This is a genomic window from Blastococcus litoris, from assembly GCF_003075095.1.
GTDB lineage: Bacteria > Actinomycetota > Actinomycetes > Mycobacteriales > Geodermatophilaceae > Blastococcus_B > Blastococcus_B litoris.
The window spans coordinates 133,165-157,526 of the sequence record NZ_QCZF01000001.1 but is presented as its reverse complement, the minus strand read 5'-3'; the positions used below and the strand labels follow the sequence as shown (position 1 = coordinate 157,526).

The 24,362-nt window shown below is 73.2% G+C and carries 23 protein-coding genes and 1 tRNA gene; 5 read left to right on the top strand and 19 right to left on the bottom strand.

Translation table 11 applies throughout. The features are described from left to right. Positions 1 to 4: 4 nt before the first annotated feature. The 5 genes from DCS98_RS00745 to DCS98_RS00725 form a co-directional block, all read right to left on the bottom strand. Positions 5 to 1,000 (bottom strand): ROK family protein, encoded by a 996-nt coding sequence (locus tag DCS98_RS00745; RefSeq protein ID WP_116449445.1) that lies wholly within the window; start codon positions 998 to 1,000, stop codon positions 5 to 7. Next, entirely contained in the window at positions 997 to 1,839 is an 843-nt protein-coding gene (locus DCS98_RS00740) for a carbohydrate ABC transporter permease (protein WP_116449444.1), read from the bottom strand. The genes DCS98_RS00745 and DCS98_RS00740 overlap by 4 nt, the downstream gene beginning before the upstream one ends. Beyond that, entirely contained in the window at positions 1,836 to 2,831 is a 996-nt protein-coding gene (locus tag DCS98_RS00735; RefSeq protein WP_206340040.1) for a carbohydrate ABC transporter permease, read from the bottom strand. The genes DCS98_RS00740 and DCS98_RS00735 overlap by 4 nt, the downstream gene beginning before the upstream one ends. Positions 2,832 to 2,913: 82 nt before the next feature. Then, positions 2,914 to 4,245: an extracellular solute-binding protein gene (locus DCS98_RS00730; RefSeq protein ID WP_116449443.1), complete on the bottom strand. Its 1,332-nt coding sequence runs from the start codon at positions 4,243 to 4,245 to the stop codon at positions 2,914 to 2,916. An 85-nt stretch (positions 4,246 to 4,330) separates the two neighbouring features. Continuing rightward, the gene (locus DCS98_RS00725; RefSeq protein ID WP_116449442.1) at positions 4,331 to 5,509 is read right to left on the bottom strand and encodes an ROK family transcriptional regulator; all 1,179 of its coding nucleotides are present in this window, start codon (positions 5,507 to 5,509) and stop codon (positions 4,331 to 4,333) included. A gap of 173 nt (positions 5,510 to 5,682) precedes the next feature. Between DCS98_RS00725 and DCS98_RS00720 the strand changes: the two genes are divergently transcribed. Then, positions 5,683 to 6,570 (top strand): PH domain-containing protein, encoded by an 888-nt coding sequence (locus DCS98_RS00720; protein ID WP_116449441.1) that lies wholly within the window; start codon positions 5,683 to 5,685, stop codon positions 6,568 to 6,570. Positions 6,571 to 6,573: 3 nt separating this feature from the next. Here the strand turns inward: DCS98_RS00720 and DCS98_RS00715 are convergent, their stop codons facing one another. The 3 genes from DCS98_RS00715 to DCS98_RS00705 are packed head-to-tail and all read right to left on the bottom strand — an operon-like array spanning position 6,574 to position 9,298. Continuing rightward, complete coding sequence (locus tag DCS98_RS00715) at positions 6,574 to 7,218, bottom strand: GerMN domain-containing protein (RefSeq protein WP_164704309.1); 645 nt, start codon at positions 7,216 to 7,218, stop codon at positions 6,574 to 6,576. Continuing rightward, complete coding sequence (locus DCS98_RS00710) at positions 7,215 to 8,597, bottom strand: sensor histidine kinase (RefSeq protein ID WP_164704308.1); 1,383 nt, start codon at positions 8,595 to 8,597, stop codon at positions 7,215 to 7,217. The genes DCS98_RS00715 and DCS98_RS00710 overlap by 4 nt, the downstream gene beginning before the upstream one ends. After that, a complete protein-coding gene (locus tag DCS98_RS00705; protein ID WP_116449440.1) occupies positions 8,594 to 9,298 on the bottom strand; it encodes a response regulator transcription factor in 705 nt (234 codons plus the stop codon). Before DCS98_RS00705 ends, DCS98_RS00710 begins: the two co-directional genes overlap by 4 nt. 142 nt (positions 9,299 to 9,440) lie before the next feature. Here DCS98_RS00705 and DCS98_RS00700 point away from each other — a divergent pair, with 142 nt between their 5' ends. Together DCS98_RS00700 and DCS98_RS00695 are read left to right on the top strand one after the other, a co-directional pair. Beyond that, a complete protein-coding gene (locus DCS98_RS00700; RefSeq protein ID WP_116450086.1) occupies positions 9,441 to 9,794 on the top strand; it encodes an STAS domain-containing protein in 354 nt (117 codons plus the stop codon). Next, a complete protein-coding gene (locus DCS98_RS00695; protein ID WP_116449439.1) occupies positions 9,794 to 10,045 on the top strand; it encodes an STAS domain-containing protein in 252 nt (83 codons plus the stop codon). Before DCS98_RS00700 ends, DCS98_RS00695 begins: the two co-directional genes overlap by 1 nt. A 60-nt stretch (positions 10,046 to 10,105) precedes the next feature. Here the strand turns inward: DCS98_RS00695 and DCS98_RS00690 are convergent, their stop codons facing one another. The 3 genes from DCS98_RS00690 to DCS98_RS00680 all read right to left on the bottom strand — a co-directional run bounded on the left by DCS98_RS00690 (position 10,106) and on the right by DCS98_RS00680 (position 13,779). Further along, a complete protein-coding gene (locus tag DCS98_RS00690; RefSeq protein WP_116449438.1) occupies positions 10,106 to 12,367 on the bottom strand; it encodes an immune inhibitor A domain-containing protein in 2,262 nt (753 codons plus the stop codon). Positions 12,368 to 12,608: 241 nt separating this feature from the next. After that, positions 12,609 to 13,418 carry a hypothetical protein gene (locus DCS98_RS00685; RefSeq protein WP_241037156.1) on the bottom strand — a complete coding sequence of 270 codons (810 nt, stop codon included), beginning with the start codon at positions 13,416 to 13,418 and terminating at the stop codon, positions 12,609 to 12,611. Positions 13,419 to 13,688: 270 nt separating this feature from the next. Next, positions 13,689 to 13,779: transfer RNA gene (locus DCS98_RS00680), tRNA-Ser, on the bottom strand. Between the two features lie 86 nt (positions 13,780 to 13,865). Here DCS98_RS00680 and DCS98_RS00675 point away from each other — a divergent pair. Continuing rightward, the gene (locus DCS98_RS00675; protein ID WP_241036985.1) at positions 13,866 to 15,068 is read left to right on the top strand and encodes an MFS transporter; all 1,203 of its coding nucleotides are present in this window, start codon (positions 13,866 to 13,868) and stop codon (positions 15,066 to 15,068) included. Between the two features lie 3 nt (positions 15,069 to 15,071). Here DCS98_RS00675 and DCS98_RS00670 read toward each other — a convergent pair whose 3' ends face one another. From DCS98_RS00670 to DCS98_RS00650, 5 genes are read right to left on the bottom strand one after another with little or no spacing between them, the layout of a single operon-like run. Continuing rightward, the gene (locus tag DCS98_RS00670; RefSeq protein WP_116449436.1) at positions 15,072 to 16,094 is read right to left on the bottom strand and encodes an ABC transporter ATP-binding protein; all 1,023 of its coding nucleotides are present in this window, start codon (positions 16,092 to 16,094) and stop codon (positions 15,072 to 15,074) included. Beyond that, entirely contained in the window at positions 16,087 to 17,088 is a 1,002-nt protein-coding gene (locus DCS98_RS00665; protein WP_116449435.1) for an ABC transporter ATP-binding protein, read from the bottom strand. The genes DCS98_RS00670 and DCS98_RS00665 overlap by 8 nt, the downstream gene beginning before the upstream one ends. Next, the gene (locus tag DCS98_RS00660; RefSeq protein ID WP_206340039.1) at positions 17,085 to 17,972 is read right to left on the bottom strand and encodes an ABC transporter permease; all 888 of its coding nucleotides are present in this window, start codon (positions 17,970 to 17,972) and stop codon (positions 17,085 to 17,087) included. The genes DCS98_RS00665 and DCS98_RS00660 overlap by 4 nt, the downstream gene beginning before the upstream one ends. Then, the gene (locus tag DCS98_RS00655) at positions 17,969 to 18,898 is read right to left on the bottom strand and encodes an ABC transporter permease (protein WP_277394598.1); all 930 of its coding nucleotides are present in this window, start codon (positions 18,896 to 18,898) and stop codon (positions 17,969 to 17,971) included. Before DCS98_RS00655 ends, DCS98_RS00660 begins: the two co-directional genes overlap by 4 nt. Positions 18,899 to 18,906: 8 nt before the next feature. Beyond that, complete coding sequence (locus tag DCS98_RS00650; protein WP_206340038.1) at positions 18,907 to 20,433, bottom strand: ABC transporter substrate-binding protein; 1,527 nt, start codon at positions 20,431 to 20,433, stop codon at positions 18,907 to 18,909. A 189-nt stretch (positions 20,434 to 20,622) separates the two neighbouring features. Between DCS98_RS00650 and DCS98_RS00645 the strand changes: the two genes are divergently transcribed. After that, positions 20,623 to 21,810: a hydroxymethylglutaryl-CoA reductase gene (locus tag DCS98_RS00645; protein ID WP_116450081.1), complete on the top strand. Its 1,188-nt coding sequence runs from the start codon at positions 20,623 to 20,625 to the stop codon at positions 21,808 to 21,810. A gap of 95 nt (positions 21,811 to 21,905) precedes the next feature. Here DCS98_RS00645 and DCS98_RS22765 read toward each other — a convergent pair whose 3' ends face one another. The 3 genes from DCS98_RS22765 to DCS98_RS00635 all read right to left on the bottom strand — a co-directional run bounded on the left by DCS98_RS22765 (position 21,906) and on the right by DCS98_RS00635 (position 24,130). After that, positions 21,906 to 22,064 carry a hypothetical protein gene (locus DCS98_RS22765; RefSeq protein ID WP_164704307.1) on the bottom strand — a complete coding sequence of 53 codons (159 nt, stop codon included), beginning with the start codon at positions 22,062 to 22,064 and terminating at the stop codon, positions 21,906 to 21,908. A gap of 14 nt (positions 22,065 to 22,078) precedes the next feature. Continuing rightward, entirely contained in the window at positions 22,079 to 22,870 is a 792-nt protein-coding gene (locus DCS98_RS00640) for a class E sortase (protein WP_116449434.1), read from the bottom strand. A gap of 90 nt (positions 22,871 to 22,960) precedes the next feature. Then, positions 22,961 to 24,130: an LPXTG cell wall anchor domain-containing protein gene (locus DCS98_RS00635; protein ID WP_116449433.1), complete on the bottom strand. Its 1,170-nt coding sequence runs from the start codon at positions 24,128 to 24,130 to the stop codon at positions 22,961 to 22,963. Between the last annotated feature and the right edge of the window lie 232 nt (positions 24,131 to 24,362).

Here is a 24,362-nt window from a genome sequence, read left to right as displayed (position 1 = left end):
CCCCTCACGGGACGGGGAACACGGGAGCCGGGAACACGCGAGCCGGGACCGCGGGCGCCGGGACCACCGCCTCCCGCGCGGCGAGCGCCGCACCGATCGGAGCCACCGGGACGCCGTGCGGGACCACCTGGACCCGCTCCCCGATCCGCAGGCTGCGCAGGAACGCCGACCCGGCGGCCTGCTCGTCCAGGCGGGAGCAGACCGCCTCCAGCAGCGGCGCCCCGACCTCGGCCACCCCGCCGCCGAGCACCACGTGCTCGACGTCGGCGGTGAGCACCAGCAGGCGCACCGCGGCCGCGACGGCGTCGGCGAACGAGTCCCGGACGCGGACGGCGTCGGGGTAGCCCCCGGCCGCGGCGGCGAACACCTCCACCGCTGCCGGCCGGCCGTCGCGGGCGGGCCACGCCGCGTCCAGCGCCGACCCCGAGCCGTAGAGCTCGAGGCACCCGCGCTGTCCGCACGGGCAGACCGGACCGGACAGGTCGTAGGGCAGGTGCCCGATCTCGCCGGCCCCGCCGCGGAAGCCGCGCCGCAGGCCGCCGTCGAGGAGGAAGCCCGCGGCCACGCCCGTCCCGAGCGCCAGGAAGGCCAGGTCACCGCGCAGCCCGAGCACGCGCGCCGCGCCCACCGCGGCCACGTTCAGGTCGTTCTCCACGGTGACCGGCACCCCGGGGAACCGGTCGGCCAGCAGCGGCGCCAGAGCGACGGCCCGGTCGTGGATGCCGAGGTTCACCGCGAAGGAGACCTCGCCGGTCGCCGGGTCGACCAGCCCCGGCACGCCCGCGCCCACCCCGAGGAGCTCGGCCGGGTCGACGCCGGCGGCGGCGCACAGCCGCTCCACGACCTCCGACGCCGCGCCCAGCACGCCCTCGGTCCCCTGGCGGGTCGGTACGCGCAGGGTGGCGCGCACCGCGGCCTCCTCGTCCAGGAGGACCCCGAGCACCTTCGTGCCGCCGATGTCCAGCCCGACCGAGCAGGCGCCCCGGTGGTCGGCGCTCACCCCTTCACCGCCCCGGAGACCAGCCCGGCGGACAGCCGCTTCTGCACGAACAGGAAGAAGACGATGACCGGTACCGCGATCAGCGTGGCCCCCGCCATGACGACACCCCAGTCGGTGGCCCGGTTGGCCTCGACCAGCCCCTGCAGCCAGAGCGGCAGCGTCCGCTCCCCCGGGTCGGTCATGACCACCAGCGCGAGCGTGTACTCGTTCCACGCCTGCAGGAACCCGTAGACGCCGGAGGCCACCAGGCCGGGGGCCAGCAGCGGGAAGGTGATGCGGAAGAAGGCACCGGTCCGCGAGAGCCCGTCGACCATCGCGGCCTCCTCGAGCTCGATGGGGATGCCCCCGACGAACCCGCGCAGCATCCAGATCGTGAAGGGCAGGACCGCGGCCACGTAGACGATGCTCAGACCCAGCACGGAATTGACGAGATTCCAGTCGTCGAGCATCCGGTACTGCGAGATGAACAATCCTTCCGCGGGGATCATCTGGACGACGAGAATGGTCACCACGAACGATTTCCGGCCGCGGAACCGGAAACGGCTCACGGCGAGCGCGGCGACGAATGCGAAGAGGATCGCGACGACCAATGTGAGAACGGTGACGCCGAGCGACACCTTGAACGAGGAGTAGAAGTCGGGATCGGCGAACACCCGCCGGAAATTGGCCAGCGTCCCGTCGGTCGGGAAGAAGGTCGGCTCCGCCGTCCGCAGCCGGTTGGTGGGCAGGAACGCGCTGCTGATCATCCAGTAGATCGGGAAGACCCAGACGAGCGCGAGGACGACCGCCAGGGTGCCCAGCAGCCAGCGGACCGGCCGCCTCCCCCGCGTCGCGGTCACAGCTCCTCCTCCCGCAGCATGCGGCGGATGTAGAAGCCGGTGAGGGCCAGCGTGATGACCAGCATGATCGTGGCCATGGCGCCGGCCATCGAGAACTCCTTGGACAGCGAGTAGATGTAGGTGCCCAGCAGGTGGGTGTCGCGGGTCGGCGCCCCGCCCCGTTGCAGGACGTAGATCTGGGTGAACACCCGCAGGTCCCAGATGATCTGCAGCAGCGCGACGACGAACAGGACCGGCTTCACCAGGGGCACCGACAGGTGCCAGAACCGCTGCCACCCGGTGGCGCCGTCGAGCTGGGCTGCCTCGACGCACTCCGCGGGCACCTGGAGCAGGCCCGCGTAGACGGTGAAGACCACGAACGGGACGCTCATCCAGACCACGATCACCGTGGCCACGAAGTAGAACGACAGCGGTTCGATGATCCAGGAGTGGTACCGCATGCCGTCCATGCCCAGCGGCTCGGCGAGCAGCCAGTTGACGACGCCGTACTGGGAGTCGAACAGCCACTGCCAGACCGTCATCGTGGCCAGCACGGGGGTGCCCCAGGCCAGGAGCAGGCCCACCTGGAGCGTGATCCGCGCGGCGCGGCCGACCTTGGTCATGAGCACCGCCACCGCCACGCCGATGACCATGGTGAGCGCGGCGTTGACCAGGCAGAAGGCGATCGACCGGGCGATGACGCCCCACACGTAGCCGTCGGAGAGCAGGTCGACGTAGTTGCGCAGCCCGACCCACTCGGCCGGCCGGCCGAACTGCTGGGCCAGCCCGTACTCCTGGAACGAGATCCAGAACTGGCGGACCAGGGGGTAGCCCAGGGCCACGCCGATCGGCACCAGCGCCGGGACCAGCAGCAGGTAGGGGTTGAGCCGCGACCGCAACGACCGGCGACGGGGGCCGTCCGCCCCCGTCGCGTCGACGGGGACCGGGACCACGGGCGAGGGAGGCGGCGCGGGAGGCGCCGCGGCGGGCGGGGAGAAGTGGGGAGCGGGCACGACGGGCTCCGGGGTGCGGTGTTCGAGATACGGCGACCGAGGCCGGGGGTGCGGACGCTGCGTCCGCACCCCCGGACCGCCGTCAGTCGAGCGTGTCGGTGATCAGCTGGTCGGCCTTCTCCGCCGCGGTGGCGAGGTCGGCTCCTCCGGCGATCTCCTGGAAGAAGTCCTCCAGGATGCGGGCACCCTCGACGTCGGCCCACTTCTCCGCGGCCGGCGTCAGCTCGGCGTCGACGGCGGCGGCGAGGGCGGCCTGGGCGTACACGTCGTCACCGAGGGAGTCGGCGTACTCGGTGTTGCCCGGGATGAGGCCGTTCTCGGCCAGCATCGTCTGGTACTCCTCGCTGAAGATGATCTCCAGCAGGTTGCGGGCGAGCTCCTGGTTGCCCGACTTGGCCGGGATGGCGATGTTCGAGCCGCCGGCGAACACCGGTGCGGCGCTGCCCTCCTCCAGGCCCGGGAGCGCGAAGACGCCGGTCTTCTCCTCGTTGCAGGCCTGCTGCTCGCCCCGCAGCGCCGTGGCCTCGTCGGACTCGTCGTCGGGGTCGACGCCCTTGTTGCACTCGGGCAGGTCGATGCTCCACCGGGCCCAGGTCGGGGCGGAGAACATGGCCGCCTCGCCGTTGTTGAACGGGACCCACGGCTCGTTCGAGTCGGCGTCGCGCGGGGCGCTGGTCGCCGACGCGAACAGCTCCTGGACCTTGGCCAGGCCCTCCTGCGACTCGGGGCTCGACAGGGCGCCGACCCACTCGTCGCCCTCCTGGACGGCGAGGTCGCCGCCGTAGGCGTTCAGCCAGGCGACGCCGTTGTACCAGTCCTGGCCGGGGAACCAGAAGCCGCTGAAGTTCGGCGTCCCGGCGGGGTTGGCCGCCTGCAGCGTGCGGGCGGCCTCGGTGAACTGGTCGAGGGTCGTCGGCACCTGGACGCCGGCGGCCTCGAAGAGGTCCTTGCGGTAGAAGACCGCGCGGGCGCCGGAGTAGTACGGCAGCGCGTACACGGTGCCGTCGACCGACCCGGCGTCGACGAAGGCCGGGAGCAGGTCGTCGCCGCCGAGGTCCTCGTAGAGGTCGGAGATGTCGCTGAAGGCGCCGGCGTAGGTGAACGTCGGGCTCTGCGTGTTGCCGATCTCGACGAGGTCGGGGGTCTGCTCGTCCGAGGTCAGGGCGGTCTGGAGCCGCGGCACGAGACCGTTCCAGTCCTGCTCCTCGATCACGAGGGTCGCGCCCTCGTTCTGCTCCTCGAAGGTCTCCACGAGGTAGTCGCGGAGCTCCTGCGGGGTGTCGGTGCCGTTGAGCCACAGGCGGAGCTCGGCGCCCTCGCTCCCGCCCGAACCACCGTCGTCGCCGCCGCACGCGGCGACGGCGAGCATCGTGGCGACGAGGACGGCCGCGCCGCCCGTACGTACCATCTTCATGTCGGTCTTCCTTCTCTGGCGCGGACGGTGCCGGACAGCGCCGCCGTGGGGGTCTTCCGACCTGCAACTGGTCGGCTCGGGGTCGTCACGTGACCCCGAGCTGACCGGAGAGCACGAGCACGGCGGCCCCGGACAGGGCACCGTCCTCGCCGAGCGAGGTCATCCGCAGGTCCAGGTCGCTGCTGATGACCGGCATGGTGCGCTCGCGGATCGCGGCCAGCGCCGCCTCCCGCAGAGGGCCGTCGAGGAGTTCCTTCGGGCCGCTGACCACGACCTCGGAGAGGTTGAGCGCGCTGACCACCGGCGCGAGCACGATGCCCAGCCGCCGGCCGACCGCCGCCAGGGCCGCAGCCGCCGCGTCGGGGGCCAGCCCCTCGACGCGGCGGCGCATCGCCGGTACCGACAGCACCGTCTCGAGGCAGCCGGAGCGCCCGCAGGCGCACGGCTGGGGGCGGCCGAGCGGGGCGCCGTCGATGTCGTCGCGCTCGTCGACCGCGGTGACGTGCCCCAGCTCCCCGGCCGCGTGCTCGTGGCCCTGGACGAGGGCGCCGTCGAGCACGATGCCCGACCCGACGCCCTCCCCCACCGTGAGCACGAGCAACCCGCCGCCGGAGGCGCCGCCGTAGGTGAACTCGCCCAGCGCGGCGGTGTTGGCGTCGTTGGCCACGTGGACCGGCAGGCCGAGCGCCGTCCCGAGCTCCGCGGCCAGGGGGACGCCGTACCAGTCGCGGTTGGGCGCCTGGACGACGGTGCCCTCGGGGTCGACGACTCCGGGCGACCCGACACCGACGCCGAGCACCGGGCAGGAGGCGGCGGCCACCAGCTCCTGGCAGAGGGCGAGCAGCGCGTCGACGGCCTCCTGGCCGCGCCGTCCGCGGACCGCCTCGGACCGCCGTTCGCGCACCTCCCCGTTCACGTCGAGGACGGCGCCGTGCATGCGCTCGTCGTCGGCGAGGTCGACGGCCACGATCTGGAAGGCGTCGGTGCGCAGGCCGACCGGGGTGCCGGGCTTGCCGGGCTTCCCCTCGGCGCGCAGGCCCAGCTCGGTGACCAGGCCCTCCGCCAGCAGCCCGCCGACGAGGTCGGAGACCGTCACGCGGGTGAGGCCGGTGGCGCGGGCGAGCTCGGCCCGCGAGTGCGGACCGAAGTGGAACAGGTGCTGCAGGACCATCGACCGGTTGTGCGCGCGGGCGTGCTCGGGCAGGACCTTGCTGGTCGGACGCAGGAGCCGCCGCTGCTGCTGGCTCTCGCGCACCGCCGTCATGTTTGTTAGGACACCGTCCTTACAATCTCCTGTCAAGAGTTCCCGTGGCTGTGATCACATCGTGATCACCGGTCCCGCGAGCAGCCGCGCCTCCGCCCCGCGTCCCGGGAGCCCCCGTATCCGGCTCGGCGCTGGCATCCTCCTGCCGGCACACGACCACGGAGGAGACAGCGATGGCGGACGCGAACTGGCTGCCCGACCCGACCGGCATGCACGAGCTCCGGTACTGGGACGGCAGCAGCTGGACCGAGCACGTCTCGGACCAGGGGACGACGGGGCAGGACCCGCTCACGACCGAGCTCCCGCCCCCGGCCGCCGCCTTCCCCCCGCCGCCCGGACCCCCGCCCGCGACGGCGGCGGCCGGCGGCAAGCTCAGCTGGAAGGACCGCCTCAAGCAGGTCGCCGACCAGGGCAAGGCGATGGCCGACCAGGGCAAGCAGAAGCTGGCCGAGCAGAACGCCAGGCGCACCGAGCAGTGGGCGAACGACCCGAGCACGCTCTGGTTCGGCGAGAGCAAGAGCGCCGCCACCAGCGCCGCCGGCGTCTCGAAGGCCCGCTACCGGATCACCAGGGACCGGGTCTGGATCGAGAGCGGGCTGCTCGGCACCCGCACCGAGAGCGTGCCGCTGTGGGCGGTCAAGGACATGGACGTGCGCCAGGCCGTCTGGCAGCGCGGCAACGACGTCGGCGACGTCGTCCTCGTGCTGGAGGACCCGTCCTACGGGGCGAAGGCCGACATGTTCACCCTCAGCGGCAACGTCGAGGGGACGACGACCGGCCAGGTCGTGCTCGACAACGTGGAAGGGCCCTACGCGGTCATGGACCTGCTCGCGCCGCTGATCAGCGAGGCGCGGCAGAAGAAGACGGTCGAGCGGCAGTCGCAGTACGTCCACCACATGACTCCCGGGTTCGGCGCCCCCGCCCCGGCGGCTCCCCCGCCGGCCGCGCCGCCGCAGACCGACATGGTCGAGCAGCTGCGCAAGCTCGGCGAGCTGCGCGACGCCGGGATCCTCACCGAGGAGGAGTTCGCCGCCCAGAAGGCGAAGATCCTGGCCGGGTGAGCGTCAGGACGGCGGCGCCGGAACCGCGGACGGCGGCTCCGCGGGCGCGGCCGACGGGGTCGCCGGAGCTGTGAGGAAGACCGCGTAGTCGGAGGCGGTCAGCATCGACGACGTCAGCTCCCCCGTCGGCAGCGGCGCCTCCACCGGGTCGCCGCCGATGGTCAGCGACACCGCGTCCACGCCGCTCAGGCTGGTCGCGGTGAGCACCAGCTGCGCCACGGCCCGGCGGCTCGCGGCTCCGGACGGCGCGCCCGCGGGCAGAGCGATGTCGATGGTCGCGACGTGGTCGGTGAGGTCGGTGAGGGACAGCCGCGCCTCGGGGGTCAGCAGCGTGGACAGCTGCTCCCTGCGCTCCGCATCGCTCGGCCCGGTCTCCAGCGCCGCCAGCAGGTCGGCCAGCCGGTCGCGCAGCGTGGCCCCCTCCACCTCCCGCGGCACGCCGACGAGCACGTCCTGCGCGCTGAGGAAGTAGACCTGGGACGGCGTCTCGAGCGGTACGGCGGTGCCCGGCGCCGTCGGCGCCGGGCTGGGGTCCGCCAGCCCGTACGGCACCTCCGACGACGGGATCGCCCGCGGCGTGCCACCCGCGGGCACCCCGCAGCCGGCCAGGGCCAGGGCCAGGGCGGGCACGAGCAGCCGGCGCCTCACGGGGTCGCCGCCGGGACGGAGAGGGTGAAGCGCGCGCCGCCGTCCGGACCGTCGGAGCACCAGGCCGCCCCGCCGTGCCGGGCCGCGGTCTCCGCCACGATCGCCAGGCCCAGACCCGCACCCGGGAGGGACCGCCGGGCGGCCCGCGGCCCCCGTGCGAACCGCTCGAAGATCCGCTCCCGGTCCGCCGTGCTCACCCCGGGGCCCGCGTCGTCGACGATCACGACGACGGCGGCCTCCCGCCGCTCGACGGCGACCGCGCTCGCGCCCTCGGCGTGCCGGTCGGCGTTGTCGAGCAGGTTGGTGACCGCCCGCTCGAGGCTGGTCTTGTCGCCGCGCACGGTGGTGTCGGCCTCGGTCGTCCGCAGCAGGTCCGCCGGTCGCCCGGAGTCGGCGAGCACCTGGCGGACCAGGGCGGCCATGCACACCGGCTGGGCGTCGGCGGCGGCGGCGCCGTCCAGCCGGGCGAGCTGCAGCAGGTCGTCGAGGGTGCGGCGGAAGCGGTCCAGCTCGCCCTCGACGAGGCGCAGCGCCTCCCGCCCGCGTGGCGACAGCTCCTCCCGTCGCCCACCCAGCACCTCGACGCTGGTGACGAGCGTGGTGAGGGGGCTGCGCAGCTCGTGGCTGACGTCACCGACGAATCGGGTGTCGCGCTCGATCCGGGCCGACAGCGCGTCGACCATGCTGTTGAAGCTGGCCACGATGCCCACGAGATCCGGGTCGTCGGTCGCCGCCAGCCGCGCGGTCAGCTCCCCGCCGGCGATGCGCGTCGCCGCCCCGGCCACCTGCTCGAGCGGCTGCACCGCGCGCCGGCTGGCCCAGACGCCGAACGCCGTCCCGGCCGCGGTCGCGACCAGCGCTCCGGCCCCGAGGACGGCGGCCAGCGTGCTGAGCACCTGGCGCAGCTCGGTGAGGGGTGCCACCTCGTAGAACTCGACGTCCGCGCTCGGCAGCGCGAGCCCGACGATCAGCCGCGGCCCGTCCGCCGTCTCCACGACGACGCTCGCGGCCGGCTCGTCGGCGACCAGGTCGCGCAGCTCGTCGGGCACGTCACGTGCCCCGATGTCGAGGCTGGAGGAGTACCAGGAGTCGCCGCTGCGCAGGACGACGTCGGCACCGCCGGAGGGCACCAGCTCCTCGAGCACGTCGCCGGCCTCGGTGCCCGCCGTCGCGAGCCGGCTGTCGAGCACGTTGGCGTCGGCGAACGCCTGGCGGGTCAGCGACGCCTCCCGCTGGTCGAGGAGGTAGCTGCGGGCGAGCAGGAACGTGACGCTGACCAGGACGATCGAGACGATCAGCGTGCCGGCCGCGTAGCCGAGCACGATGCGGGCCCGCAGCCCCTTGCGCCGCAGGTCCGGGCCGCGGATCCCCGGCCTCATTGGAGGTCCAGCCGGTACCCCAGCCCCCGGACCGTCACGACGACGCGCGGCGCGCTCGGGTCGCGCTCCACCTTCGTGCGCAGCCGGCGCACGTGCACGTCGACGAGGCGCTCGTCGCCGAAGAAGCCGTGCTGCCAGACCCGCTCCAGCAGCGCCTGCCGGCTGAGCACCCGCCCCGGGGTGGCTGCCAGCTCGCACAGGAGCCGGAACTCGGTGACGGTCAGCGGCAGCTGCTCCTCCCCGCGGTGCACCGTGCCGCGGGCCTCGCGCAGCACCAGCGGCGCCACCGGGTCCCGGTCCAGCACGACCTCGTCGGGCTGGTCGGCCGCCGGAGCCGGCGCCACGCGTCGCCGCAGGGCGCGCAACCGGGCGCTGATCTCCTTGACCGCGAACGGCTTGGTCACGTAGTCGTCGGCGCCGGCGTCGAGGGCGGTCTCGATGTCGCTGGTGTCGGCGCGGGCGCTGACGACGATGATCGGCAGGTCGAGGCCGCGGCGGACCTGGCGGATGACCTCGACACCGTCCATCGAGCCGAGCATGAGGTCGACGATCATCAGGTCGGGCGGGCTCACCGCGACCGCCTGGAGCGCCTCCTCGCCCGACCCCGCCTCGGCGACGTCGTAGCCCTCGTCCTCGAGCGCCCAGCGGAGCGCGGTGCGGATGTGGTCGTCGTCCTCCACCACCAGCAGTCGCAGCGCCATCGCCGTACATGCTGCCACCGCGGTCCGGCTGCCGTGGCCGGCCGGTGCAGGCGTCATGGAATCGCAAACCGCCGCCCCGGTGGTCGCAATGTCCGAGGTCCAGGCTCGGGTCGTCCGTCCCGACCCCAGCGAGGAGATGCCGATGACAGCCACCGCCGTCCGTGCCGCTGCGCACTCCCGGCTCGATGCCGAGCGCGACCAGGTGACGATCCGGCTGAGCGACGACCTGCTCGCCGACGGCCTGGCCGACGTGCGCTGGCTCCTCCACGATGCGCTGCTGGCGGGCGCGCGCGGGCTGGTCGTGGACCTCAGCGGGGTGCAGCACCTGGCCAGCCCCGCCGTCGCCAGCTTCCTGTCCGCCCACCGCACCTGCCGGGCCCGGGGCGGCAGCGTGGTGCTGCGCGGCGCCAACCGCCGGACCCTCGACCTGCTGCACCGGACGGGGCTGTGGCGGGTGCTCGAGCTCGAGCCGGCCGGCGACCGGCGGGCGGCCTGATGCTGTCCGAGTCCGTCGACGTCCGCAGGGGCCTCATCCGGGCCAGCGGCCACCTCACCTCCCTGGGCGCGGACCTGCTCCGGGGCACCGCCGAGTCCCTGCACGGCAGCGGGCACGTCCGCGTCGTCCTCGACCTGCAGGGCGTCCGGGACGCCGACGACGACGGGCTCGACGTGCTGCGCCACCTCGGCGACGAGCTCGCCGCGCGGGGCGGGGAACTGGTCGTCCGGCACTCGCCGGAAACCGTCTAGAGCCCAGGAGACCCGGCTCCCACGGGGGGAACCGGGCCTCCGCTGTCCGGCTGCGGCCGGTCAGCCCACGTGCACCGTGGTGATGTTGTTCCGCGGGTTCTGGATCAGCACGCTGATCCGCGTCCCCGTCTTCGGCACGTCGACCCCGGTCCAGCCGTTGGCGTCGGGCTGCTCGCCCGGTGCCACGTACCAGTCCTCGCGGTCGTCGAACGACGGCACCGGCAGCAGCCCGCCGTACCGCCTCTCCACGCCGGTGTCGGGGTCGTGCAGCGTGATCCGGTCGGTCGGCTGCCACCCGAAGGTGGAGTCGTAGGACTGGATCCGCGGCCGCCAGCTCTCGCCGTCGGTCCGGTCGGTGCCCTCGTCGTCAGTCGGCTCGTACAGCAGCTCCGCGTGCGCGTCGACCGGCAGGATCAGCCCCGCGCCCGGGTGGGCGCCGACGTTGTTGTCGGTGTACTGGCTGTTCCAGTAGCTGATCAGCAGGCCGTCCTGGTACGGCAGCCGCTCCGCCCAGTCGGGACGGGTCGGGTCACCGAAGTTGTACGGCCCGGTGCGCAGCCCGGTGTCGTAGCCGGTGTAGGCCCGGTTCTCCGCGATGTAGGCGTTGAAGTGGCTCTCCACCGTCGTGCCGGCGGTCTCGGTGAAGCCGTCCAGCGCCCACTCCGCCACCGGGGTGCCGTCGACGGCGGTCGCGTCGACCAGCAGGCCCTTCTCCGCGGCCGCGCCGTCGGTCCAGTAGCGGAACCCGATCGGTGCGCCGTCCGGGACGGTGCTGACGTCGACGGTCAGGTCCACCCAGGCGCCGTCCGTCGAACCGGTGATGCCGTACCCGGCGTTCTGGCCGTTCGGGTCGTCGTCGGTCGGGATGTTCGTCGGCAGGGGCACGAACCGCGCGCCGTCGACGTATCCGGCGTAGGCGTAGTCCCAGCCCTCCTCGATCTCGTAGCTGACCTTCGCGGTCAGCGTCGAGGCACCGGCGGGCTTGGCGACGAGCATCGTGTTGTCGAGGTCGTCGCCCGAGCCGGAGTACCAGAAGTCGTTCCCCTCGAACGGGGCGCCGATCGTCGTCGTCACCTCGCGGTCGGGCAGCAGCGTGATCAGGGCCTGCTTCTGGCGGGTGTTGTAGGCCGCCGGGCCGAGCTGCACGGTGCGCCTCTTGCCGTACTCGACCACCTCGTAGTTCAGCCAGTTCAGCTGCAGCTTCTCCCAGGCGCCCATCGGGATCGGCTTGGTGCCGATGCCGTCCTCGGGACGGCCGCTGTTGCCGTAGGAGCCGGAGCTCATCAGGGTCCAGAAGGCGGTGCTGTTCTCCGCGCCGCCGCTGTTGCCGGAGGTGTCGTAGAGGTCGGGCAGCCCGAGGTCGTGGCCGAACTCGTGGGCGAAGACGCCCACGCCGCCGTTCTCGGGCTCGACGGTGTAGTCGCCGATCCAGTACCTCGACTGCCCGACCTGCGTGCCGCCGAGCGCGACCTGCGTGCCGTCGGCGAGCTGCGGCCCCTCGGTGCCCTCGCCGGCCGAGTTCACGTACCAGCGGTGCGACCAGATGGCGTCCGCGCCGAGCGCGCCACCGCCGACCTCCTCGCCCATGCCGGAGTGGACGGCCTGGAAGTGGTCGATGTATCCGTCGGCCTCGTCGAAGTTGCCGTCCTGGTCGAAGTCGTAGCGGTCCCAGACGTCGTACTGCGCCAGGTACTCGTCGATCTGCGCCGTCGTCTTCCCGGCGTCCAACTGCTCCTGGTACCAGGCGTCGAGGGTCTCCTCGAGGAACTCCCAGGTCCGCCGGTCGTCGTCGCCCTCGCCGTAGTAGGCGGCGGGCTCGCCGCCGAGGGTCACCCAGTCCTCCACCTCGCCGGTCACGCTGTACCGGCCGGAGGACTGCTCCTCGTAGAAGTTGGCCACCGAGTTCACGCCGTCGGCCGACGAGTAGAGCATCCGGTCGAAGTAGTCCCGGGAGAAGTCCTCGGTCCAGATGGTGGTGTTGTCGACCCGGCGGTCGGGCTCGGGGATCTGGTTGTGCGGCAGGTCGGTGAACTCGCCGAGCACGGTCCAGATGGCGTCCTCGTCCTCGCGGGCGAGCTCGACGTACTTGCCGCGGCCGAGCTGGACGACCTTGTTGGCCCCGCGGGCGACGGCCTCGCCGCTGAGGACCTTCTCCAGGCCGGCGGCCCGCTCCTCGCGCTGCTGGTCGCCGAGCGGGTTGGGCAGGTCGTGCGCCCGCTGGGGAGCGGGGTCCGCGCTGTTCTCCGGAGGTGCTGCGGTTGCTGTGGCCGGGACGGCCGCGAGCAGCGCGGCTCCCATGACGACGGCCAGTGCTCTCTTCACGAACGGCTCTCCTGGGGTCGGGAAGAAGAGCCACCCGGCCCCCCGGCGGGATCACCGGCGAGCGCTCTCGGGCGGCTCGGCCGTCACGTTAGGTGCGCTCACAAACTGTGTCCAGAGCGTGATTGCGGCTTCACGGCGAGTCGCTATCGGCGAGTCGCGGACGAGCCGGAACGCTGCCGGCCTCCCCCTGACCAGGGTCCGCCCAGCATGCCCGGGTGGTCCGCGCGGCGCCTCCCGAGCGTCAGCCGAGGGCGGTGACCAGGGAGCTCCCGGAGGCGTCGAAGGGCTCGACGACGAAGCCGAGGTTGGCCAGGACGTCGGCGATCGTGGCGTTCATCGACTGCCGCACGGTCGCGGCGGCGGCCCCGCCCCGGGCGTGGTGCACGCTCATCCGCTCGTGCGCCCGCCAGCTGACGACGATCCCCTGGGCCGCGAGCTCGGGCATCAGGCAGACGCCGCCGGCCGCCGAGCCCTCGGGGTCGTGCAGCGACAGGCCCGCCTCGACGAGAGCGGCCGCGACCTCGACCACGAGGGTCGTGAGCGGGTCGGTGTCGGTCAGCAGCTCGTCCCACTCGACCGGCAGCCGGTCGAGCTGGTTGCCGAGGTCGACCAGCCAGGCCCGCTCCTCGGGAGAGGGGCGCACGGCCACGGTGCCGTCGGGCCGGCGGGCGCCGAAGACCGAGACGGCGGGCAGCTCGCCGGCCAGGGCCGCCCAGTCGGCGTCGATCCGGTCGCCGAACGGGCCGGCCAGCACCACGGCGTCGTCGCCGACGAGCCACCACGCCGGCCCGGCCGGAGCCGCCGGCGCGGGCCGGACCGCGACGGCCCGGGGCAGCGCCTGCGTGTCGCCCCCGGCGGACGGGCGGCTCTCCGCGCGGCTGCCGGCCGGGTGGCTGCCGATGCGGTGCGCACCCGGGCTCTGGCGCTCGCGGGCGCCGTTGCGCTCGAACTCGTAGCGGGCGGTCGAACTGGTCCCCAGGGCGACCACCACACCGGTCAGCAGCACGAAGCCCAGCACTGCGACCGCCGGCCACCCCATCGTCGCGCCCATGGTCACGCGGCAACTCCCTCAGCACCCCTGGTCGCGGCGGGGAAGTGCCGCGGACAGGTGCAATGGTCACGTGCGGGCAGGGGCCTGCCGATGACTTCCGACAGGCCGGGGACCGCCCGTCACCGAACCGTTGCGACCGGCCTCCCGACGGGCCGGTGACCTGCCGCCCGGTGCACCGTCTTGTCGACATGCGGCACGTCCACCTGCGGAAACACGGTCACCGACCGGGCGGTCATCCCGGGCCGCGGGCGCGACACGGCGTGTCGGCGGTGGCGGAGGGCGTGGGATTCGAACCCACGAAGAGGGGTTACCTCTTAGCGGTTTTCAAGACCGCCGCCATCGGCCACTAGGCGAGCCCTCCTGGCGCCGTCGAGGCTAGTGCCCGCGACCCGGTCCCCGCCCACCCCCCGCGCGAGCGGCCGGCGGGCCCGGCGGAGGATGGCCGTCGTGCGCGCCGAGGGAACCACCACCGGCCGCACCCGGTGGGCCGTGATCGCCCCCGCCGCGGCCATCGTCGTCACGGCGCTCTGCCTGCGCGGCCCCTTCGCCGCCGTCGGTCCCGTCCTCGACGGCGTGTCCGACGAGCTCTCGGTCTCGACCGGCACCCTCGCCGTCGTCACGGCCCTGCCGCTGATCTGCTTCGGCCTGCTGTCACCGCTGGCCCCGGTCCTCGCGGCGCGCATCGGGTTGCACCGGGCGGTGCTCGCCGGCACCGCCACGATCTGCGTCGGCATCGCGCTGCGCTCGGCGGGGGCGGTCGGGCTCGTGGTCGGCACCGTCGTCCTGAGCGCCGGCATCGCGGCGGCGAACGTGCTGCTGCCCGCCGTCGCCCGGGCCGATTTCGGCAGCCGCAGCGCCGTCGTGGTCGGCGCGGTGACCGGCTCGATGGCGCTGTCGGCCAGCCTGGGGGCGGGGCTCGCCCAGCCGCTCGCGGCCGCCACCGGCAGCGCGCTCGGCGGGCTCGCGGTGTGGCTCGCCCCCGTCGTCCTCGCCACGGTGGGCCTCGCCCTCCTGGCCCGGGGGCGTCCGGAGGTCCCGGCGCCACCGCCCGCGTCGGGACGCCGCACCGCGATCCTGCGCGACCGCGTGGCACTGGCCGTGATGGTCTTCTTCGGCCTCCAGTCGCTGTCGTTCTACGCGCTGCTCACCTGGCTGGCGCAGATCCTCCGGGACGACGCGGGCGTCGGCCCCGTGCGCGCCGGCGTGCTGGTCGCCGTCGCGGCCCTGGTCGGCGCCCCGCTCTCCCTGGTCGTCCCGCCGCTCGCCGCGCGCCGTCCGGGGCAGGGCGTCTGGGTGGTGGTGTCGGCCGCGGCGATCGCCGTCGGCCTCCTGGGGTTGCTGCTCGCCCCGACCGCCGCCCCGACGGTGTGGGCGGTGTCGTACGGGCTCGGCACCGGGGCGTCGTTCCCGCTCGCGATGACGCTGGTGCTCGTCCGCAGCCGCGACGTCGCCCAGACCGGGCGGCTGTCGGCGGCGGCGCAGAGCCTCGGCTACCTGCTGGCGGCCACCGGTCCGCTCGTCGTGGGCCTCCTGCACGAGCTGACCGACGACTGGACGCCCGGCCTCCTCGTGCTGCTCGCGCTGCTGGTCGGGCAGCTGCTCGTCGGGCTGGTCGCCGCGCGTCCCCGCCTGGTCCGCGCCGACGCCTGACCGTCAGGACGCCGGCTGCTCCGTGACGCCCTCCGGCGCATCGGTGACCGGGGTGCCGACGACGCCGTGCAGGTGGCAGGCGGCCAGCTGACCTGCCGCACCGACCGGCTGCAGCGCCGGGTCGACCGTCGGGCACGGCTCGAAGGCGTGCGGGCAGCGGGTCCGGAACCGGCAGCCGCTCGGGACGGCGGACGGCGAGGGCACGTCCCCGCGCAGGACGATGCGCCGCCGCTCGCGCTCCCGGGCGGGGTGCGGCACCGGGACCGCCGACAGCAGCGCCTGCGTGTAGGGCATCTGCGGATCCGCCCCCACCGCCGCCGCGGGCCCGATCTCCACGATCCGCCCCAGGTACATGACCGCGATCCGGTCGGCCACGTGCCGGACGGCGGACAGGTCGTGGGAGATGAACAGCAGCGTGAGCCCGAGCTGCCGCTGGAGCCGCCGCAGCAGGTTGAGCACCTGCGCCTGCACGCTGACGTCGAGGGAGGCGATCGCCTCGTCGCAGACCAGGAAGTCCGGTTCGCCGGCCAGCGCCCGGGCGATGCCGACCCGCTGCCGCTGCCCGCCGGAGAACTCGTGCGGATAGCGGCCGGCCACGGTCGGGTCCAGTCCCACCAGCTCCAGCAGCTCCCCGACCCGTGCCGCACGCTCCCGCCGGCCACCGTGCAGGCCGTGCACCTCCAGCGGCTCGGCCACCGTCTGCGCGACGGTGCGCCGGGGGTCGAGGGAGGCGAACGGGTCCTGGAAGACCATCCCCGCCCGGCGCCGCATCGTCGTCAGGCCGCGCCGGTCCAGTGCGGTGACGTCGGTGCCGTCGAAGGTGACCGTGCCGCCGGTCGGGGGGACGAGGCGCAGCAGCGCATTGCCGAGGGTCGACTTCCCGCAGCCGGACTCCCCCACCAGGCCGAGCGTCTCGCCGCGGTGGATGTCGAGGTCCACGCCGTCGACAGCCCGGAGCACCCCCTTCGGCGAGCGGACGGGGAAGTGCACCTCGAGCCCCCGCGCGGAGACGAGCACGTCACTCATGGCCGCACCACGTCGCCGCCCGGTGGGGCAACCCCGAGGGGCCGCCGATCTGCACCAGCGGCGGCTGCTCGGTCTCGCAGCGGGCGTCGCCCCGCACCGGGCAGCGCGGCCAGAAGACGCATCCGGCCGGCAGGTCCGTCGGCGGTGGCGGCAGCCCCGGCACGGTCGTGAGGTCGGGCAGCTCGCCGTCCGGCCCGGCGGGTGCGGCCAGGTCGGGCAGCGAGCCGAGCAGCCCTCGCGTGTACGGGTGCGCCGGGTGCTCCAGGACGTCGTCCACGGTGCCGTCCTCCACGCAGCGGCCGCCGTACATGACCAGCACCCGGTCGGCGATCCCCGCCGCGACGCCCAGGTCGTGGGTGATCCAGATGACGCCGGTGCCGTGGTCGGCCTGCAGCTTCTCGACCAGGTCGATGATCTGCGCCTGGACCGTCACGTCGAGGGCCGTCGTCGCCTCGTCGGCGATGAGCAGCGCCGGCGAGTTCGACAGCGCGATCGCGATGACCACCCGCTGGCGCATGCCGCCCGACAGCTCGTGCGGGTAGCGGTCCAGCGCCTGCTCGGGATCGGGCAGGCCCACCTCGCCGAGCAGCTCCGCGGCCCGCCGGCGCGCAGCCTGCTTGGAGAGGTCGCCGTGGGCCAGCAGCCCCTCGACGATCTGCTTGCCCACGGTCAGCACGGGGTTGAGCGAGGTCATCGGGTCCTGGAACACCATGCCGGCACCGGGCCCGCGCACCTGGCGCAGCCGCTCGGGACCCATCGTCAGCAGGTCCTCGCCCTGCAGCAGCGCCCGACCGCTGACCGTCGCCACCCGTGGGGGCAGCAGGCCCAGCAGGGCCAGCACCGAGACGCTCTTCCCGCTGCCCGACTCCCCCACGACGGCGACCGTCTCGCCGGGTCCGACGGTGTAGGAGAGCCCGTTCACCACGTGCGCCGTCCCCCGCGGGGTGCGCAGCTGCACCCGCAGGTCCTCGACCTCCAGCACCGGCGCGGTCACTCCGCGCTCCCCGCCATGAGCGTCCGCTGCCGCGGATCGAGGACGTCGCGCAGCCCGTCACCGAGCAGGTTGAAGCAGAGCACGGTGATCACGATGGCCATGCCGGGGAAGAACGCCAGCCACCACGCGAGGTCGATGTAGCCGCGGCCCTCGGCCAGCATCAGCCCCCAGGACGGGTTCGGCGGCTGGGTGCCGAGGCCCAGGAACGACAGTGCCGCCTCGGCGAGGACGGCGAACGCGAGGCTGACCGACGTCTGCACGATGATCGGCGGCGCGGCGTTGGGCAGCACGTGCCGGGTGAGCAGCCGGAGGTCCGAGGCGCCCACCGAGCGGGAGGCGCGCACGTACACCTCCTCCCGGACGCCCAGCACGCTGGCGCGCGTCACCCGGGCGAAGATCGGCACGTAGACGACCGCGATCGCGATGATCGTGTTCGACGTCCCCGGCCCGCGGATGGCGAGGATCGCGATGGCCAGCAGCACCGCCGGGAACGCGAAGAGCATGTCCATGAGCCGCATCAGGGCGTCGTCCACCCACCTGCCGTAGAAGCCGGCGAGCAGGCCGATGAGCGTGCCGGCCACCAGCGCCAGGCCGACGGACAGGAAGCCGACCTTCAGCGAGACCGACGCCCCGAGGATGACGCGGCTGAGGATGTCCCGGCCCAGGTCGTCGGTGCCGAAGGGGTGGCTCCAGCTCGGCGGCTCCAGCCGGTTGGCGATGTCCTGCTCGTTGGGGCCCTGCGGCGCGAACGTGTCGTCGAAGACGGCGACCACGACGATCGCGAGGAGCACCAGCGAGGCGATCAGCGCCGTCCGGTTGCCGGCGAGCAGCCCCAGCGTCTCCCGCCAGCGCGGCCGTGCGGGCTTCATCGGTACCGCGGTCATCGGCGGATCCTCGGGTCGATCCGGGTGTACAGCAGGTCGACCACCAGGTTGATCACCAGGAAGGTCAGCGCGAAGAGCAGGACGGCGCCCTGGAGCACCGGGTAGTCGCGGGCCTCCACCGCCTGCAGCGCCAGCTGGCCCAGCCCCGGCCACGAGAAGACGATCTCCACGACGACGACGCCGGAGAGCAGGTAGGCCAGCTGGACACCGGTGACCGTCACCAGCGGCAGCAGGGCGTTGCGCAGCACGTGCCAGCCGAACACCTGGCGCCCCGGGAGCCCCTTCGCCTGCGCCGTCCGCACGTGGTCCGAGCCCAGCGCCTCCAGCACGCTCGACCGGACGAAGCGGGTGATGACCGAGCCGGAGACCACGCCCACGGCGATCGTGGGCAGGATCAGCCGCTGGAACCAGCCCAGCGGGTCCTCGGTCAGCGGCACGTACCCGCCGGACGGCAGCCAGCCCAGCGTCCCGGCGAACACGAGGATCAGCACGATCGCCAGCCAGAAGTCGGGCACGGAGATGCCGATCTGGCTGACGACGGTGGCGGCCCGGTCGGTGAGGGAGCGCGGCCGCAGTGCCGACAGCGTGCCCAGCGGGATCGCGATCGCCAGCGCCACCAGGATGGCGGCGAACGCGAGGGTGAGGGTCGCGGGCAACCGCTCGGCGATCAGCCTGGTCACCGGCTCACCGCTGCGGAAGCTCACGCCGAGGTCCCCGGTCAGCGCGTGGCCGACCCAGCGGAAGTACTGCTCGACCAGCGGCAGGTCCAGCCCGTTGCGCGCCCGCAGGGCGTCGTAGGACTCCTGCGAGTAGCGCGTGCCGAGCGCCAGCCGCACCGGGTCGCCCTTGACCAGGTGGATCAGCGAGAAGACGAGCACGCTGACGCCCGCCAGCACCACCAGCGACTGGCCCGCCCGCCGGAGCAGGTAGCGGGTCAGGGCAGCTCCACTTCCTCGAAGTTGATCGCCCGGTCGGCCCGGATCTGGTAGCCCGACAGCCCCGGCGCCCAGGCCTGCACGACGTCGGGGTTGTAGAGGTACAGGTAGCTGACGTCGTCCACGATGATCTTCGCGGCCTGGTCGTAGAGGTCCTTGCGGGCGTCGTCGTCGACCTCGGTCGCGGCCTGGGTCAGCAGCTGGTCGACCTGCGGGTTGCTGTACCCCTGGTAGTTGCTCGAGCCGTCGGTGATGTGCTGCTGCTCGTAGAAGTCGGCCGGGTCGATGTTGCCCAGCCAGCTGAGCATGAAGGCGTCGAAGTCGCCCTGGTCCTGCCGGTCCAGCCACGTCGCGAAGTCCAGCACCTCGACCTCGACGTCGATCCCGATCGGCTCGAGCTGGCTGGCGATGACCTGGGCGGCGGTGACCGACTCGGGGAACTCGTCGGTGACCATCAGGCCCATGTCGATCGGGGTGGTGACCCCCGCGTCGGTCAGCAGCTGCCGGGCGGCGTCCTCGTCCGGCTCGAACGGCGCGTAGTCGTAGTAGTAGAAGGAGTCCTCGGGGATCGCCGTCTGGTTGGGCTGGGCGGCCTCGAAGCGGGCGGCCTCGGTGACCTCTGCCCGGTCGACCGCGGTGGCGATGGCCCGGCGGACGGCCGGGTTGTCGAACGGCGGCCGCGCGTAGTTCATGGACATGTACCAGTAGTCGACGCTCGAGGTGGTGGCGAGCTCGACGTCGTCGCTCCCGCTCAGCGACTCGACCTGCTGCGGCGGCACGTTGTCGGTCCACTGGACCTCGCCGTTCTCCAGCGCGGTGAGCGCGGCGGCCGGCTCGGTGATGTAGCGGAACTCGACGCCGTCGATGCTGGGCGCCCCGCCCCAGTAGTCCTCGTAGGCGGTCAGCACGGTGCTGCTCGCGTCGGAGCTCTCCAGCCGGAAGGGCCCGGTGCCGTTCGCCTCGGTGGTGAGGTCGAGGTCCTCGGCGGCGTTCTCCGGGAGGATCGACATGCCCTTGAAGGCGCCGATGAGCGCGAGCAGGTTCGGCGTCGGCTGGGTCAGGGTGAGGACGACGGTCTGCGGGTCCGGCGCCTCGACCGACGCGACGTTGGCGAACCGGTAGGAGTTGGCGAGCTCCTCGTCGATGATCCGGTTGTAGGAGTAGACGACGTCGGCGGAGTCGAACTCGCTGCCGTCGTGGAAGGTGACGTCGTCCCGGAGCGTGAACGTCCAGGTCAGCCCGTCCTCGCTGGTCTCCCACGACTCGGCCAGGCTCGGCTCCATCGTCAGGTCCTCGGCGTTGGGGACGACGAGGGTGTCGTAGACGTTCTCCAGCACCTGGAAGCTGGGGTAGGCGCTGGTCACGTGCGGGTCGAACTGGTCGGGCTGCGCGCTGACGGCGGCGACCAGCACGTTGTCCCCGCCCCCGCCGCCCCCACCACGGGTGTCGACGCTCTCGCCGCCGCTGCACGCGGTCAGGGCGAGGGCGCCGGCCGCGGCCAGGGCGAGTGGTCGGATGGCGCGCACGGTGACCTCCGGAGGCTCGGGAGCAGGGCATCCGTCTCCGACCTTGGACCGGTTCGTGCTGGTTGGCGACCCGAGCACGGCGGTGAGCGGCATCGTCACCGCATCGCAACATCGGCGTCGCTGCGCGAGGACGAGTGAGCCGGATCACACTGGATGCGCGACCGCACCGCCGTCCGGGAAGAGGCCCCCATGACCGACGTCCAGTCCTCGCACCGCACCCGCATCCCCCGCGACCGGGAGCACGACTACACCGACGAGATGGCGCACAAGCGGCAGTCGTTCGTCGCCGAGCGCACCGGCGCCGACCTCGAGCACGTGCGCAACTACTCCTTCGACCCCGCCGTCCTGCCGGGCAACGTGGAGAACTTCACCGGCGTCGCGCAGGTGCCGATCGGCCTGGCCGGGCCCCTGACCGTGCGCGGCGAGCACGCCCAGGGCGACTTCTTCGTGCCCCTGGCCACCACCGAGGGCACCCTCGTGGCCAGCTACAACCGCGGCATGCGCCTGATCGGCGAGTGCGGTGGGGTGAAGACGACGGTCGTCGACGACCACATGCAGCGGGCACCGGCGTTCATGCTCCCTGATGCCCTGCAGGCCCGGGAGTTCGGCCGCTGGGTGGACGAGCACCTCGACGAGATCCGGGCGGCGGCCGAGGCGACCACCCGCTCGGGGAAGCTCACCTACATCGGCCAGCACCAGATCGGGCCGCTGCGCTACCTGCGGGTCAACTACACGACCGGCGACGCGGCCGGCCAGAACATGACCGGCAAGGCGACGCTCGCCGCCTGCGAGTGGATCAAGGCCAACCACCCCGACCACCCCCGCTACGTGCTCTCCGGCGCCATCGACACCGACAAGAAGCACTCGCAGATCAACATGCTCATGACCCGCGGGAAGCGGGTGGTCGCCGAGGTGACCATCCCGGACGAGGTGCTCCAGCGGATCACCGGGGTCACCACCCGGCAACTGTTCGAGTACCGGCAGATCGGGATGGCCGGCGCCTTCATGTCCGGCGCCGCGTACAACGGGGCGCACGCGGCCAACGGCCTGACCGCCATGTTCATCGCGACCGGTCAGGACGTCGCCAACGTGGCGGAGTCGCACTCCGGCGTCACGTACGCGCAGCTGCTGGACAACGGCGACTACTACTGGTCGACCACGCTGACCTCGCTGATCGTCGCCACGTACGGCGGCGGCACCGGGCTGCCCACCCAGCGGGAGTGCCTGGAGATCCTCGGCTGCTACGGCTCGGGGAAGGTCAACAAGTTCGCCGAGATCTGCGCCGGCGTGGTGCTGGCCGGCGACATCTCGCTCACCTCGGCGATCCTGGCCGGCGACTGGGTGACCAGCCACGACGCCCTGGGCCGCAACCGCTGACGCCGGCGTCCCGAGCGGCGAGAAGGGAGTTGTGGTCGTCGACACGGCGGGACACGCCGTCCGGAGCGACCACAACTGCCTTCTCGGCGGAACCGCTACTGGTCGACGGTCACGTCGTTGAAGGGCAGGTGCGGCTCGACCCACGGGAAGACGACGAACAGCAGCAGCGCCACGACCGCGAGCAGCAGCACGAGCGCCGTCACCGCCTTGGCCGCGGTCGGCCCGGGCAGGTGCCGCCAGATCCAGCCGTACACGCGGTGCTCCTCCCTCAGCGCTCGTTCAGCGCGGCGGGCCCGTTGGGCAGGTCCGCCTTGCTGATCGTGGCGTCCAGGGACGCGTGGACGATCAGCCGCTGCCGCGCCGAGTATCGGGGATGGCAGGTGGTCAGGGTCAGGTAGGCGCCGCTCGGCGGGGCCGACGCGGCCTGTCCCGGGGTCGGGGAGATGACGTCGACCTCCTCCGGTCGGACGATCTGCCGGCCGGGGATGCCGCTGGGGTCGGCGTCGACGTCGCCGGTCGCGACGTCACCGAGCATCCGGTAGACGAACCAGCTGTCCGAGGTCTCGACGACGATCGGGTCGCCGGGCACGAGCTGGTCCAGCTCGAGGAAGGGCGACCCCTTCCCGACCCGGTGGCCGGCGAAGGAGACGTTGCCCTGCTCCCCGGGCATCGCGGTGCCGGTGTAGTGACCCGGCCCCTGCGAGAGCTGCTGCTCCTCCGTGCCCTCGAGGACCACGCGCTCGTAGTCCAGACCCAGGCGCGGGATGTGCAGGACACCGAAGGCGTCACCGACCTTGCTCTCGTGCACGGGCACGACGGTGGGCGAGCGGTCCCAGTCCTCGTGGAGCTGCTGGGAGAGCTCGCCCTGCCGCCGGTCGGTGAGCACGTCGGTCACGACCAGCTCGTAGACGACGAAGAGCAGGACCACCAGGCCGCACGTCACGAACACCTCGCCGATGCCCTGGACGACGCGACGCCAGCGCTCGCGGGGCGGCGCCGGGGCGGGCTCACCGGCAGGCGGGGGTGGCGGCACCCGCTCGAGGGGTTGCGTGTGGGTCATCGGCGGTTCCGTCCGTGATGCAGGTGCTGCGTGCCGCGACCCGGGACCCGAGCTCGCAGGCTCGGGCCCCGGGTCAGCGGGGGGTACGGGTCAGGCGGTGGTGCGTCGGCGGCGGGAGACGACGATCAGGCCGGCGCCCAGGCCGAGGACCCCCAGGCCGGCGATCGCCGGGACGGTGACGTCGGCGCCGGTGTTGGCCAGCTTCGCGCCGCTGACCGCAGCGGTGCCGGACGCGCTCACGGTGACCGGCACGGTCACGTAGCGGAGCACGCCGTTGGCGTCCACGCCCGAGGCCACGAGCGTGTGACTGCCGGCGGCGAGGCCGGCGGGGACAGTGACCTCGACGCTGAAGTTGCCCGAGGCGTCGGCCACGACCGTGGTCAGGACCTGCGGGGTCGAGTAGATGATGACCGAGACCGACGAGCCGGCCGCGTAGCCGGTGCCCGAGACCGTCAGCTTCGTCCCGGGCGCGACGACGCCGCTGGCCCCGCCGGCGATGGTGAGGTCGCCGTTCTTGGTGGGCGCGGTCGCCGGGACCGCCGGGGCCGGGACGACGCCGCTGGCGACCGGACCGACCTCGACGCCGTAGTTGCCCTCCTCGTCGAACGCGACGACCCAGACGTCATGGGCCACGCCGGACTTGACCCCGAAGGTGCAGGTGGTCGTCGCGGGGCCGGTCTCGCAGATCGTCGACGGGCCGCCCATCTCCCCGAAACTCTGCGGGATCAGGACCTCGTACCCGGCGAGGTCGTAGGTGCCGGCCACGGTGGGAGCGGTCCAGCTGACCGTCAGGGACGAGGGCCCGGTCGAGACGGTGGGGGTGCCCGGGGCGCCGATCGGCTTGAAGGGCGTGCCGTCCTTGGCGGCCGAGGCCGTGCCGGCGATGTCGTTACCGGGGTCGATCTCGTCGGTGTCGACGCCGCGGACCTTGACGCTGTAGGTCTGACCGTTGGTCAGCGCCGGGATGTCGAACTGCCCGAAGCCCGAGCTCCAGTCGACGGTCGCGTCCACCCAGGCGCCGCCGTCGAGCTGGTACTCCCAGTCGTCGGCGTAGGCGAAGGCCTCGTCCTCCTCGGCCTCGGCGAAGAAGACCGACAGCGTGGTGTCGCCGCCGTAGACGCTGTCGATGGTGGGCGCCTGGGGCACGTCGGCAGGAGCGGCCTGGGCGACGCCGGCGACGCCGAGCAGTGCGGTGGACAGCCCGATCGTGCTGGCGGCCAGGAGACCGAGCGCACGACGGGGCGATGACGTGAGCTGCACGTCGACTCCCTCAGGGGAACCCGGATTCGCCGGGGCGGTGGCCCGGGACTCCGGACGGGGTGACCAGACCACGCCGGGGTCCGCGGGGAATGCGTCGCCGCGCATGCGGCGGAACTGTTGCGTCGCGTTACCCGATCGTTACCTCGCGGCGAATTCCCAGGCCAACAGGCCGGAAAATCAAGGCGAGAAGCCACAGGGCCGTCGTCCGGGCTTGTGCGGATCGGTTCAAGGC

What these genes read in the sequence shown, in the direction of transcription:
- DCS98_RS00730 (WP_116449443.1), bottom strand. Translation starts at nt 4,245, where the DNA reads ATGAAGATGGTACGTACGGGCGGCGCGGCCGTCCTCGTCGCCACGATG.
- DCS98_RS00685 (WP_241037156.1), bottom strand. Translation starts at nt 13,418, where the DNA reads ATGGGCGCGACGATGGGGTGGCCGGCGGTCGCAGTGCTGGGCTTCGTG.
- DCS98_RS00645 (WP_116450081.1), top strand. Translation starts at nt 20,623, where the DNA reads ATGACCGACGTCCAGTCCTCGCACCGCACCCGCATCCCCCGCGACCGG.
- DCS98_RS00670 (WP_116449436.1), bottom strand. Translation starts at nt 16,094, where the DNA reads ATGAGTGACGTGCTCGTCTCCGCGCGGGGGCTCGAGGTGCACTTCCCC.
- DCS98_RS00710 (WP_164704308.1), bottom strand. Translation starts at nt 8,597, where the DNA reads ATGAGGCCGGGGATCCGCGGCCCGGACCTGCGGCGCAAGGGGCTGCGG.
- DCS98_RS00660 (WP_206340039.1), bottom strand. Translation starts at nt 17,972, where the DNA reads ATGACCGCGGTACCGATGAAGCCCGCACGGCCGCGCTGGCGGGAGACG.
- DCS98_RS00695 (WP_116449439.1), top strand. Translation starts at nt 9,794, where the DNA reads ATGCTGTCCGAGTCCGTCGACGTCCGCAGGGGCCTCATCCGGGCCAGC.
- DCS98_RS00640 (WP_116449434.1), bottom strand. Translation starts at nt 22,870, where the DNA reads ATGACCCACACGCAACCCCTCGAGCGGGTGCCGCCACCCCCGCCTGCC.
- DCS98_RS00720 (WP_116449441.1), top strand. Translation starts at nt 5,683, where the DNA reads ATGGCGGACGCGAACTGGCTGCCCGACCCGACCGGCATGCACGAGCTC.
- DCS98_RS00705 (WP_116449440.1), bottom strand. Translation starts at nt 9,298, where the DNA reads ATGGCGCTGCGACTGCTGGTGGTGGAGGACGACGACCACATCCGCACC.
- DCS98_RS00700 (WP_116450086.1), top strand. Translation starts at nt 9,441, where the DNA reads ATGACAGCCACCGCCGTCCGTGCCGCTGCGCACTCCCGGCTCGATGCC.
- DCS98_RS00725 (WP_116449442.1), bottom strand. Translation starts at nt 5,509, where the DNA reads ATGACGGCGGTGCGCGAGAGCCAGCAGCAGCGGCGGCTCCTGCGTCCG.